Origin of the sequence: Flavobacterium suncheonense GH29-5 = DSM 17707, assembly GCF_000430025.1 — a bacterium.
In the GTDB taxonomy this organism is placed as follows: Bacteria; Bacteroidota; Bacteroidia; order Flavobacteriales; family Flavobacteriaceae; genus Flavobacterium; species Flavobacterium suncheonense.
Genome location: NZ_AUCZ01000004.1, coordinates 320,149 through 332,779, shown reverse-complemented (window position 1 = coordinate 332,779; position 12,631 = coordinate 320,149). Strand labels below are relative to the sequence as shown.

14 protein-coding genes and 1 tRNA gene are annotated in these 12,631 nt (G+C 38.5%); 4 read left to right on the top strand and 11 right to left on the bottom strand.

Features of this window, described 5'->3' with window-relative positions; all coding sequences use genetic code 11:
• A partial coding sequence (locus tag G498_RS15830) for an IS30 family transposase (protein WP_161625331.1) occupies positions 1-257 on the top strand: 257 nt, incomplete at its 5' end.
• 381 nt (positions 258-638) lie between these two features.
• On the opposite strand, the gene G498_RS0103945 is transcribed toward G498_RS15830, so the two are convergent.
• The 7 genes from G498_RS0103945 to tpx form a co-directional block, all read right to left on the bottom strand.
• A tRNA-Ser gene (locus G498_RS0103945) sits at positions 639-726 on the bottom strand.
• 147 nt (positions 727-873) lie between these two features.
• Positions 874-2,013 carry a 3,4-dihydroxy-2-butanone-4-phosphate synthase gene (gene ribB / locus G498_RS0103940; protein WP_026979964.1) on the bottom strand — a complete coding sequence of 380 codons (1,140 nt, stop codon included), beginning with the start codon at positions 2,011-2,013 and terminating at the stop codon, positions 874-876.
• Positions 2,014-2,015: 2 nt separating this feature from the next.
• A complete protein-coding gene (locus G498_RS0103935; RefSeq protein WP_026979963.1) occupies positions 2,016-3,479 on the bottom strand; it encodes an LptF/LptG family permease in 1,464 nt (487 codons plus the stop codon).
• Positions 3,480-3,487: 8 nt separating this feature from the next.
• The gene (locus G498_RS0103930) at positions 3,488-4,153 is read right to left on the bottom strand and encodes a LolA family protein (protein ID WP_026979962.1); all 666 of its coding nucleotides are present in this window, start codon (positions 4,151-4,153) and stop codon (positions 3,488-3,490) included.
• Position 4,154: 1 nt separating this feature from the next.
• A complete protein-coding gene (locus G498_RS0103925) occupies positions 4,155-6,695 on the bottom strand; it encodes a DNA translocase FtsK (RefSeq protein WP_026979961.1) in 2,541 nt (846 codons plus the stop codon).
• 43 nt (positions 6,696-6,738) lie between these two features.
• Positions 6,739-7,125 (bottom strand): diacylglycerol kinase, encoded by a 387-nt coding sequence (locus tag G498_RS0103920; protein ID WP_026979960.1) that lies wholly within the window; start codon positions 7,123-7,125, stop codon positions 6,739-6,741.
• Entirely contained in the window at positions 7,125-7,622 is a 498-nt protein-coding gene (tpx, locus tag G498_RS0103915; RefSeq protein WP_026979959.1) for a thiol peroxidase, read from the bottom strand. The genes G498_RS0103920 and tpx overlap by 1 nt, the downstream gene beginning before the upstream one ends.
• 119 nt (positions 7,623-7,741) lie before the next feature.
• Here tpx and G498_RS0103910 point away from each other — a divergent pair, with 119 nt between their 5' ends.
• The 3 genes from G498_RS0103910 (at position 7,742) to G498_RS0103895 (ending at position 9,097) form a co-directional block, all read left to right on the top strand.
• Positions 7,742-8,065, top strand: coding sequence for an ArsR/SmtB family transcription factor (locus G498_RS0103910; protein ID WP_026979958.1), 324 nt, complete (start codon positions 7,742-7,744; stop codon positions 8,063-8,065).
• A gap of 19 nt (positions 8,066-8,084) precedes the next feature.
• Positions 8,085-8,549: a DUF6428 family protein gene (locus G498_RS0103905; protein ID WP_026979957.1), complete on the top strand. Its 465-nt coding sequence runs from the start codon at positions 8,085-8,087 to the stop codon at positions 8,547-8,549.
• 131 nt (positions 8,550-8,680) lie between these two features.
• Positions 8,681-9,097, top strand: coding sequence for an arsenate reductase ArsC (locus G498_RS0103895; protein ID WP_026979956.1), 417 nt, complete (start codon positions 8,681-8,683; stop codon positions 9,095-9,097).
• 48 nt (positions 9,098-9,145) lie between these two features.
• Here G498_RS0103895 and G498_RS0103890 read toward each other — a convergent pair whose 3' ends face one another.
• The 4 genes from G498_RS0103890 to G498_RS0103875 all read right to left on the bottom strand — a co-directional run bounded on the left by G498_RS0103890 (position 9,146) and on the right by G498_RS0103875 (position 12,475).
• Positions 9,146-10,897 carry a T9SS type A sorting domain-containing protein gene (locus G498_RS0103890; protein ID WP_026979955.1) on the bottom strand — a complete coding sequence of 584 codons (1,752 nt, stop codon included), beginning with the start codon at positions 10,895-10,897 and terminating at the stop codon, positions 9,146-9,148.
• Positions 10,898-11,054: 157 nt separating this feature from the next.
• Positions 11,055-11,312, bottom strand: coding sequence for a DUF6952 family protein (locus G498_RS0103885; RefSeq protein ID WP_026979954.1), 258 nt, complete (start codon positions 11,310-11,312; stop codon positions 11,055-11,057).
• Between the two features lie 124 nt (positions 11,313-11,436).
• Positions 11,437-11,748: a thioredoxin family protein gene (locus G498_RS0103880; protein ID WP_026979953.1), complete on the bottom strand. Its 312-nt coding sequence runs from the start codon at positions 11,746-11,748 to the stop codon at positions 11,437-11,439.
• Between the two features lie 91 nt (positions 11,749-11,839).
• Complete coding sequence (locus tag G498_RS0103875) at positions 11,840-12,475, bottom strand: peroxiredoxin (RefSeq protein ID WP_026979952.1); 636 nt, start codon at positions 12,473-12,475, stop codon at positions 11,840-11,842.
• Positions 12,476-12,631 lie beyond the last annotated feature (156 nt).

The following is a 12,631-nucleotide window of genomic DNA, read 5'->3' as shown; positions in this document are numbered from 1 at the left end:
ACTCATCTTGGGAAAGAGGAACCAACGAGAACACAAACGGTTTAATTAGGCGATTTTTCCCAAAAGGAACCGATTTTAATAACATAACAATACAGCAAATAAAAGAAGCTGAATACAGCCTGAATAATCGCCCAAGAAAGGTATTGGGCTACAAAACTCCTGCCGAAAAACTCAATGAAGAAATACCATTTTCGGAAATAACTTTTGGCTCATTAAAAAGCCTAAAAAGTTATTCTGAAAAAAGAGTCAATATCTAAGAAAAATACTAAATTTGAAAAACTGAAAACTAAATGACCTTGTTGCATTAAGGTCTTGAATCCACCTACACTAAACCGTCTGCATTAATTTTAGACTTTCTTAAACAGAATTGTACTTTGATTTGTGTGTTCATAATGGTAACCTTTAAATTGATTAATAATTTAATTCGATAACCAATTCTTTGCAAGATGTTCATTTTCTGAACAGCTTATTCTACAAGGCTTGAACAAAAATTTAGTGCACTTTTAAGGCTAAAAATCCAGTGCACTAAATAGTGCACTAATTATTTGAAAATAATTGACTGTTTTGTGTTTTGACTGAAAACACAAAACCCTGTAAACTCAATGTTTACAGGGTTTTAGTTCGTTTTGTTTTTCAACTGGCGGAGAAAGAGGGATTCGAACCCCCGGACCTGTTACAGTCAACAGTTTTCAAGACTGCCGCAATCGACCACTCTGCCATTTCTCCAGTAAATATCGCCTTACTTCCGTATTGCGAGTGCAAATATAGAAAGCTTTTTTTTATCTGCAAACCTTTTTTTTACAAAAAACAGAAATAAATTCTATTATATTTTTAACTATTTCATTTCGTACGGATTAGCATACGAAATATTTTCTAAAAATTTACGTACTCTACAATTTCTAAGCCATACCCAATCATTCCTACGCGTTTGGTTTGATCGGTGTTAGTTACTAAACGGATTTTTGAAATGTCTAAATCGTGTAAAATTTGTGCCCCAATTCCAAAATCCTTACTGTCAATAACTATTTTTGGCGCTTTCATGATGCCTTCTGCCTGCAACGCTTTTAACTCCGATATTCTGTTAAGCAAATTAACCGACTGCATATCCTGATTGATAAAAATAACCGCTCCTCTGCCCTGTTCGTTAATAACTTTAAACATATCGTCCAGCTGTTTATCGGCATTATTGGTAAGGGTTCCCAATAAATCATTATTTACCTGGGAGGAATTAATTCTTGTTAAAACCGGTTCGCCCAGATTCCAGGTTCCTTTTGTTAAGGCTATGTGAACCTGCTTGTTTGTAGTCTGTTCGTATGCCCGAAGTCTGAAAGTTCCGAAACGCGTTTCGATGTCGAAGTCTTCTTTTTTCACGATTAAACTGTCGTGCTGCATTCTGTATGCCACCAAATCTTCAATGGAAACCAGCTTCAGGTCGAATTTTTTGGCTACTTCCACCAATTGAGGCAAACGGGCCATTGAACCGTCATCATTCATGATTTCACAAATTACGCCTGCCGGTTTAAACCCTGCCAGACGGGCAAAATCAATCGCAGCTTCTGTGTGACCGGTTCTTCTGAGCACTCCGCCTTGTTTGGCTATCAAAGGGAAAATATGTCCCGGTCTTGCCAGATCAAACGGCTTGGTGTTAGGATCTATTAATGCCTGAACGGTTTTGGCTCTGTCGGATGCAGAAATACCGGTTGTAACCCCATGCCCTTTCAAATCTACCGAAACGGTAAAAGCGGTTTCCATATGGTCTGTATTGTTTACAACCATTGCTTTAAGTTCGAGTTCTTTGCATCGGCTTTCTGTTAAGGGCGTGCAAATCAAACCTTTCCCGTGTGTTGCCATGAAATTGATCATTTCCGGCGTTACTTTTTCGGCTGCGGCTAAAAAATCTCCTTCATTTTCACGGTCTTCATCATCTACCACGATGATTACTTTACCTTGACGGATGTCTTCAATCGCTTCCTCAATCGTATTCAGTTGTATTTTGTTGTCTGTAGTCAGCATTATTAATGGGTATTATCGTTGTTTTCTTCGTCGGTGCTGTTGTTGTCAAAAAAACGCTTGTATAGTTTTTGGAATGGCGCTGTAATCCAGTCAAAATTCACCATTACCCCAATATCATTGGTCGCTCTGTACGTTAATACGAGCGCTAAAGGCGTCAGAATTATGGAAGATAACCACGTTCCCAAAAAAGCCGGCATACCATCTTCCTGAGCTACTTTTTTACCAAAGGTATTGGCAAAGTGGAACGTAATGAAAATTAAAACCGCAAATACAATCGGCAATCCTAAACCACCTTTTCTGATAATTGCTCCCAACGGTGCTCCGATAAAAAACATCAGCAAACAGGAAAATGCAATTACAAATTTTTCGTGTAAGGCAATCCAGTGCTTGTTTATGTTTTTCTTTTTGTTAAACAAATCGTCTTTATTAGTCTGTATCGAGAAATCTGTACTGGACAGGGAATTTTTGGCAAATTCCAAAATTCTGGCCTGCTCATTAATCGGAAAAATATTCAGGATTTCATCCGTACTTTTAAACTCTTTCGGATTGGCAATCTCCTTAGGTTTTAATGTAAACTCTATTCCCTGTGAAATATTATCCGAAAAAAACACAACATCTTTTTTATACGAATTTTGAAGAGAATCGATGGTGTAACTCAGTTCACTGATACTCAACATTGAATTTGTGTTCACAATTTCACCGTTATCTTCAGATTTGTTCAGATTGGTTAAATCGATATTGATGGTGTATTTCTGAAAGAACGCTTTTGCAAACGGCACTCTGTTCTGTTCTTCATACTTCTTTGGCGTAATATCTTCGTAATAATACCCATCCAACAAATCCAGCTTTAGAATATTTGAGTTTTCATCACTTTTCAATACACCTCTTTTGGATTTAATAACCGTTTTATTACCCGTTCCAAGATTAGATTTAACGTGCATGGTAACCCCTTCCAACAATTCCCCGTTATCTCCGGATTTCTTATCGACCTTAATATTAGAGTTTCCGATGGTATTGAACTGCCCTTCCGCGATGGCCATAGCAGGTTTCGTCTGAAGAATTTCCTTTCGGAGGTTTACAAACTTATATTCGGCTTTGGGAATTACATTGTTCGCAAAGAAAAAAGAGACGATACTTAATCCGAAAATAAAAATCATTAGGCTCTGCATAGCACGCTGTAACGAAATTCCGGATGATTTCATGGCTGCAAACTCATAATTTTCTGCAAAACTTCCGAACGTCATGATAGAAGCCAATAATATCGAAAGCGGCAATACCAGTGGAATCAGTCTCGGCATGGAGAAAATCAGGAATTTTACAATTGTTATAAAGTCGAGATTTTTCCCGGCCAGTTCTGAAATAAAAAGCCAGACGGTCTGTAATATGAAGATAAAAAAAAGGATTACGAATACCGAAGTAAACGTAATCAGAAAAGATTTTAAAATATAACGGTCAAGTATTTTCACCCGAAAACTTAGTCTAAATTATTGATGTAGTAATTTGGATATTTACTCTGGGTAAAGGTAAAATGATTTTTTGAAATAGGCTGATTCGTTTTAAAAGAATTAACAGTGATGGTTGTTTTCGAACCGTTCTTATTCATTTCCATCATGGTATAGATGTGTTTGGTCTGCGCATCGATACCGATTAAGACTTCCTTGCGGTAATCTTTGGCATTGGTCGGAACCAGTTTCACATATTGAATCTTTCTGCCTTTCACATTTTGCACAATGTCCCACGAGTATTTGAAACCGGAAGTAAAAAAGGTAAGCATTTTAGCCGGACTCATGCCGTCAACCGCGTTGTCATCCTGATTGGAAATGGTGATTTCTTCATCTTCGGGTACAATCGTGTAGTTCTTCTTTCCGTCGAAAATCTTGGTAATTCCCATAAAATTAAGAAGATACTGATTACCTTGCAGCGTAAGATTGCCTTTGCTTTCCTGATTAATATTCTGCTTGAGGTTCTGCATCGAATACGTGAAGCCAATCTGAATGTTGTCATAACTCTTCACTTTTGCCGAAACCTGGTCCAGCAATTCCTTCGCCTTTTGCGAATTTTGGGCTGTAACGGTGATACCTGCAAAAAACAAGATTACCGCCAATCCTAATGTTTTATAACTTTTATGAAATAGTTTCATTTTACAAATTGTTTTGTTCGTTAGCGAAAAATTGTTCCAGCGATGCCAAATCAGGAATATTCACGCTTCTCGCTTTACTGCCTTCAAACGGTCCAACAATTCCCGCGGCTTCCAGTTGGTCTATCAGACGACCGGCGCGGTTGTAGCCCAGTTTTAATTTACGCTGCAGTAAAGAAGCCGAACCTTGTTGCGCTGTTACGATAATTTCGGCAGCTTCCCTGAACATGGAATCTCTTTCCGAGATATCTATATCAAGACTTATGCCACTTTCTTCACCAACATACTCCGGCAACATATACGCATTAGGATACGCCTTTTGCGAACCAATATATTCGGTAATTTTTTCTACTTCCGGTGTGTCTACAAAAGCACACTGCACACGAACCAGATCATTTCCTTGTGTGTACAATAAATCTCCGCGACCAATCAGCTGATCGGCGCCACCGGTATCTAAAATTGTGCGGGAATCAATTTTTGAGGTTACACGAAACGCGATTCGGGCAGGGAAATTCGCCTTAATCATCCCGGTGATTACGTTTACCGAAGGACGCTGCGTCGCAATAATCAAATGGATTCCGATGGCACGTGCTAATTGTGCCAAACGGGCAATCGGTGTTTCCACTTCTTTACCGGCGGTCATGATTAAATCGGCAAACTCATCTACCACTAAAACGATATACGGTAAAAAGCGGTGTCCGTTTTCCGGATTCAGCCTGCGTTGTCTGAACTTCTCGTTGTATTCTTTGATGTTGCGGACCATAGCGTCTTTCAGTAACGAATAACGATTGTCCATTTCAATACAAAGCGAATTCAATGTATTGATTACCTTAGTATTATCAGTAATGATCGCATCGCCTCCATCGGGAAGTTTTGCTAAATAATGTCTTTCAATTTTGTTGAAAAGGGTTAATTCCACTTTCTTCGGATCGACTAATACGAATTTCACCTCAGCCGGGTGTTTTTTGTACAACAACGAAGTCAGCACAGCGTTCAGTCCTACCGATTTACCCTGTCCGGTTGCTCCTGCCATCAGTAAGTGCGGCATTTTGGCCAAATCAACCACGAATGTTTCATTGGAAATGGTTTTTCCTAAAGCAATAGGAAGTTCCATTTCGGCCGTCTGGAATTTCGGAGAACTGATAACGCTCTTCATCGAAACCATCGTCGGATTGTTGTTCGGCACTTCGATACCGATGGTTCCTTTCCCCGGAATTGGCGCGATGATACGGATTCCCAAAGCCGACAACGACAAGGCAATATCGTCTTCTAAGTTTTTGATTTTTGAAATACGGATTCCCGCTTCCGGAACGATTTCGTATAAAGTTACCGTCGGACCAACTGTCGCTTTAATCTGGGAAATTCCGATGTTGTAGTTTTTCAGGGTGTCTACAATACGGTTTTTGTTTTCCTCCAACTCCGTTTGATTGATGGTAATCCCGCCGGATGAATATTCTTTAAGCAATTCGATGGACGGAAACTGATAGTTCGACAACTCAAGCGTCGGGTCAAATTCCCCGAAATCCTGTACTAATCTTGCAGCTAAATTTTCTTCCACCGCAGCTTCTTCTTCAATTTTTTCGATGGTGAAGCTGTCGTCATCCGTGTGAATGATTTCCGATTTCGGCGTTTCAGGCACAGGCGGCACATCAACCGGAATGGCAACCGGTGGCGTCACAACCGGAGGAACCGTTTTCAGCGCTATTTCAGAAGGATTGCTGATGGTCGGTTTTAAAGCTTCCTTGTTTATCTCGAAAGTTGACGGATTAGTCTTCAGCTCGATATTGGAAAGGATTTCTTCATCTTCGGCATCGTTAAAATCCAGAGAAGGATTGGAATTGATGATTTCTTCCGCTTCCACTTCCATATCATTCACAACTGAAACAGGTGTAATTACATCATTACCAGCAATTTCATTACCTTCATTTAATTCTTCGGTAAAAGCTCTGTTTCTGCTTTCAAAGAAGTTTTTGATGCCTTCAGTTGATACTTTAATTTTAAGAATCAGGTAAACAATCAGACCGAAAAGCAATACTAAAAACGTTCCCACTTTACCGATATAATCCTGAACGAAAAGGTTCATTTCATAGCCAATCACACCTCCCAATTGCGGAATGTAATCCCAGAAAAAGCCCATCAGAACGGAAAGCAGTACCATAGCGAACAAATCCCAGAAAATGGTGTTTTTCAGTTTTCCCAAAGAAACATCCACAAGCAGATAAGCACCTGCCAAAAAGAACAATCGGACAAATAAAAAGGACGCGGCGCCAAAACCTTTGTACAAAAAGAAATCCGACAGCAAGGCCCCTACTTTTCCCAACCAGTTATAAGTTTTCTCACTCCGGTCTGCAAAGGACGTAAGCGAGCTTTGGTCGTAATCACCGTAAATGTAATAGGAAATAAACGACAGCAGTAAGGCTACCGAAAATAAAACAAGTAAAGCCCCGAAAAGGACTTTATGACGGCGCGTAAAAAACGGCTGTTTCTCGCCCGGTTTCTTGTTTTCCTTGGTTTCCGAAGTTTCTTTTTTGGTTGTTTTTGCCATTAAGTAATTTGTTCTTTATACAAAAATAACAATCTGAATGAAATTAGATAATCCTCGGCAGATAAATTACAGCCCCAATTGCAATGGCAGACAAAGCCGCAAAGAAAACCGCTCCTGCCGCAATATCCTTAATAAAACCGATGCGCTCGTGATAATCCGGATGAATGAAATCGGCGATTTTTTCTACAGCAGTGTTTAAACCTTCAATACTCAGCACCAAACCGAATATCAAAATCTGGAACATCCACTCAGTTGCGGTAATATTGAAATAAAAACCGGCAATCGTCATCAAAACTGCGATGGAAGACTGTACCATCACGCTGTGTTCGGTGGTTACCAATTTAATAGCGCCTTTAACGGCAAATCCGATGCTTTTCAGCCTTCCGGTGAAAAAGGTGTTATCTTTATTTACTTCTTTTTTTACTTCCATTAAAGTGCTGCTAATGCGTTGTCGTAATTAGGTTCGTCTACAATATCGGCCACTAATTCCGTATGCTGGATTACTCCGTTTTCATCTAAAACAATAACGGCTCTGGAATGTAAGCCTTTTAACGGGCCATCTGTAATGGTCAATCCGTATTCATTTCCGAAAGAAGCATCTCTGAAATCGGAAAGATTAACAACATTATCCAAACCTTCGGCACCGCAAAAACGATTCATGGCAAAAGGTAAATCGCGGGAAATGCACAATACTTTGGTGTTCTCCAAGGCACTGGCTTTTTCGTTGAATTTTCGAACCGAAGTCGCACAAGTACTGGTATCAATACTCGGAAAAATATTTAAAACCAGTTTGCTTCCGGCGAAATCTGCCAGTGAAACGGTGGATAAATCTGTTTTTACCAATGAAAAATCTTTGGCTTTTGAACCTATTTGAGGCAACTCGCCTACTGTGTTTACAGGATTTCCTTTTAATGCAATCTTTGCCATTTTTCTGTTGTTTTTAGAGTTCCAAAAGTAAGGAATTTAATTGAGATTTAATTTTTAAGAGAAAATCCTTTTTTATTTAATTGTTATATCGTAATATTGCAATATAATAATAAAAAATTATGGGAGCTTCAAAAGCAGATTTTTTTTCAGAAGAACAAAACGAAATCGCTTCATTATTTAAAGCCATTTCACATCCGGCACGCGTGGCCATTATTGAATATTTACTGAAAGTGGATTCCTGTATCTGCGGCGACATCGTTAACGAATTGCCACTTGCCCAGCCTACCGTTTCCCAGCATTTAAAGGAACTGAAAAACGCAAATATCATTAAGGGAAACATCGAAGGAACCGCTATTTGCTACTGTCTGAATCCGGATACTATGCAAAAATTGGAAAACTATTTCTCAGGGATTTCCAAAGAATTAAAAACTAAATGTTGCTAACACTTAAAAACATACACTTATGAAATTATCAGAAATTAAAGAAGTATTAAAAACCGTGGAAACCGTTAGCTTCCAGTTGCCGGACGAAACTTTTGTTCCCGAACATTTTCACGTAACCGAAATAGGCGAAATCAGCAAAAACTTCATCGATTGCGGCGGAACGGTAAGAAAAGAAACGGTTGTAAACTTTCAGTTGTGGGACGCCAACGATTACGAACATCGCCTGAAACCACAGAAACTGAACAATATTATCGAATTATCCGAAAAAATCTTAAACATTAAGGATAACGAAATTGAAGTGGAATACCAGTCCGACACCATCGGAAAATATGATCTGGATTTTGACGGGAAGAATTTCAAACTCGTTTCCAAAAAGACGGCTTGTTTAGCGAAAGACAACTGTGGAGTTCCAAAAGAAAAGAAAAACTTGAATGAATTACAAACTACCGGCGGTTGCTGCACACCTAATTCCGGTTGTTGTTAAGGATGAAAGATTTTATTATTAAGTACAAAAAACCAATAATCATTACAGTATCCGTTATTACTTTACAGGTTATTTTCGGCTTTGATCCTAAATTTTGCATCATTAACATGATTTGATTACTTGTTTAAAACATGGAAAAAAACATATTGGTTCTTTGTACCGGAAACAGCTGCAGAAGCCAAATTGCAGAAGGATATTTACGTCATTTCGTTAAAGAGAAAGCCAATGTATATAGTGCAGGTATAGAAACACATGGTGTGAATCCGAGAGCTATTGCAATAATGAAAGAAGACAACATTGATATTTCCAATCACACCTCTAACAATGTGGATGAATATTATGATATCCCTTTTGATTTTGTGATAACCGTTTGTGATAACGCTAAAGAAAGATGCCCGTTTTTCTCAACTAAAGCGACAAAATTCCACTATAATTTTCCGGATCCTGCAAAAACGACCGGAACTGAAGATGAAATCATGACCGCATTCCAAAACGTTAGGAACGAAATAAAAGCATACTGCAAAAAGTTTGTTGCGGACAATCTGTAAAAAAAGCTCCCAATAATGAGAGCTTTTTATTTGGGGCATGAAAACGGTTTATTCTTTAATCACTTTGACAGTTTGTTCCCTGTTACCGTTTTGAAGTTTAATCAGGTAAATTCCGTTGGCATATCCGGACATATCTATTGTATTGGAAGTTGTTGTGGCAGTAAATTCCATCTCATCAATTAACTGTCCTACTATTGAGTAAACGGAGGCTTTTGTAATCGTCAGATTATCCAAATGCAAAATGTCTTTTACCGGGTTCGGATAGAATCTGAAATCCGCGATCAGATTATCCGCAGCTGATAATGTGCTGGTTATACTAAACTGATACGGCGTCTGGTAATTCGTATTGGTTGGATTGGTACTTGTTATTTTCAGAAAGTAGTTTCCGGGCTCCAGTGTTCTGGTAAAACTAAGAGTTGAACCGGTATTGTTCTGTGCGCTACCTATTGCAGTTCCCGAGCTGTTTAAGATTGAAGCATTCATGGAACTGGTAACAATACTACTCATTAACACGGTTGCATTTACATTATCGGCTACGTTAAATTTAAAATAATCGTTATCCGGATTGGAAGAATTTGCCTGAACGGTGGTGAATCCGATATAATTTTTATTGGTACTGATTTCATAAGCCAATTCTTTGAAATTCGGCTCGTCCAGCCCTTGCATGATCTGATAGTAATAGCCCGGTAATTCTGTATGATTTTCGATTAAGTCGTAACCGGAATTGAAGTAAAAAATTTTAGCCGGATAGGTAAGTGTCGGAAAATACGTATTCATATTAGAAGACGGCTCTTCCACTACGCCATCGGTGGTTACATTAGTTCCGATAAAGTTGGTAATTCTTCCGATAACGTTGGAGAAATCAATTAAATTGTCAATCGGTTTCTGATTTAAACCCTGAATGGCATCTCCGGCAACTCCGTTACAATTCACATCCAAATTGTAGAAATCCGGTGAATAGGAATTGTCATTCATACTTGATGAATTCAGGACTTCAGTTCCGCCAAACAAAAATTTTCCGGCATCTCCACTGTAATAATAGGTTGTCTTTAAATCTCTTACCGCTTCCGACTGACGGTCTACACTGGTGAAAACGGCAATCGGATTGTCACTGGCATTACTTCCGCCGTGCGGTGTTCCAACTGTTAAGAGTTTTGCAACATGATGATAATTATCGGCCTGCCAGTTAAAACTGTTCTGAATGTACTCTCTGGAGCACAATCCGCCCATACTGTGTCCTACTAAAACCACTTTATCTTTTCCGGTTAACTGAAGAACCCGTTCCACTGCTTTTTTCAGAGCCGCTCCCTGTTTGGCGATGGCAGACTGATTGCTCAATACATTGGTTTCCCAGGAACCATCCACTTTTACATTAAAATTCACATAATAATAATCTCCGTTGGTTACGGAAGATTCAAAAGCTGCAATGTCTGCTCCCGGTGTCGGGTAAAAGTTTTTGTTGGCCGTAGTGTTGTTTCCGTCTGCATTTAAACAGAAGTCGAAACGGCCGCCGTATGTGAAAGCATATTGGGAATCAAAATAATTGGTTGTGGCATTCCAGGTTTCCGAACTTGAATTTAAACCATGTATAAAAATAATCGGATAAGGCAATTTGCTTTCAAAAGTCAGCGCAGCATTATTTGGAATTTGTTTGAGTTGTATAAGGGAATCGTTTTGGTATCCGTAAAGCTCAAACTCTTGAGGTCTCGGCTTAAATTTGAAGGTACTGTCAGCCTGAGCCGCCACAGCATTACAAAACAAAAACGATAAAAATAAAGCATTAATAGTAGTTTTATACATAAGCGTAATTTTAAAATTGGGTTATGCTAATATATAAAGAAATTGTTAAAATACTATGCAATCATACTAAATTATGATGTAAAATTTAAAAAACAGCAATAAAAAAGCCTTTCTTATCACAAAAGAAAGGCTCTCCCATTATTTAATTTTCTTCAGTTTATTTGTCAATCGACCCCAGAACACGTTTCATAAAAGCATTCAAGGCTTCTTTCTTATCGGTTCCCTGTTGTACCATTTTCTGTACTTCCAAAGCGCCGTACATGTTGGAGATTAATTCGCCGATAACGTCAAGTTCTTCATCTTTTAAGGAAGGAACTTCTGTTAAGGCTTCCAATACTTCGATGGCTTCAACGATATAATCCTGATCGTTTTCTTCGATAAACTGGGTCAGGTGTTTTATTACGGGTAACTTCATGTTTACGTTGTTGGTTGCTGGATTGTTAGATTTTTGAATTGCTGGGTTTTTAGATTATCTGTATAAAAAACAACTAACGCTTTTCTAACAATCTAAACGTCTAATTATTAAATCGTCTAATCATCTAATTATCAATTTCATTCACCAAATCCGTTAATACTTCGGCTTTGTTGGTTTGGGTTTCGTTTACCAGTTTTCCGTTTACGAAAGTGGCGAAAGTTGGTAAGTTGGATACGTTAGCCAGTTTTCTGGATTCCGGAGCATTTTCCGCATCTACGATAACGAACGTAAGGTTTTCTTTTTCAGAAGCTAACTTTTTGAATTTCGGCTTCATAATGCGGCAGTTTCCACACCAGGATGCGGAAAACTGCACCACAACTTTATCGTTAGCTGCTACGATGTTCTGAAGCGTATCTTCGGTTAATTCTATCAACATAACTTAACTGTTTTAAAGGTTAAAAAAAATCCAAACTTCAGGCACGTAAAGAACGAATCCTGTCATTTGGAATTTTATAGCTGTTTATCAATTAGTTTTTGCTTAAGTAAGCTGCTGTGCTTAAACGGTCTGCATGCATAGCTTCTTTACCGCTTTCCCAGTTGGCAGGACAAACTTCACCTTTAGTCTGAACGTGAGTGTATGCATCGATTAAACGCAAATATTCGTTTACGTTTCTTCCTAACGGCATATCGTTTACACTTTCGTGGAAAATTTTACCGGTTTCGTCAATTAGGTAAGTAGCTCTGTACGTTACGTTAGAACCTTCTACCAAATAATCTCCGGTTTCTTCGTTGAATACTTCTTCTGCATCTAAAATTCCAAGAGCAGTAGACAAGTTTCTTGTGGTATCAGCCAATAACGGATATGTTACTCCTTCGATACCACCGTTGTTTTTTGGCGTATTTAACCAAGCGAAGTGTACTTCGTTAGTGTCACAAGACGCACCGATTACGATAGTGTTTCTGTTGTTGAATTCCGGTAAAGCTGCCTGGAAAGCATGTAATTCTGTAGGACAAACAAATGTGAAATCTTTTGGATACCAGAACAATAACACTTTTTTGTTGTTTTTTACGGCTTCTTCCAAAATGTTGATTCTTAAGTTATCACCCATTTCAGAAATAGCATCTACGGTAATGTTCGGGAATTTTTTTCCAACTAATGACATAATGTATAAGATTTAAAGATTATTAATTTTTAACGAGGCAAAAATAATGAGAACTCATCAACCTTTCTCATTATGTCTGATTATAATTTTTTATCCAACCATAAATTTCTATTATAGCACACAATAACTGTATTGAATATCAGCAAATTTCACAGC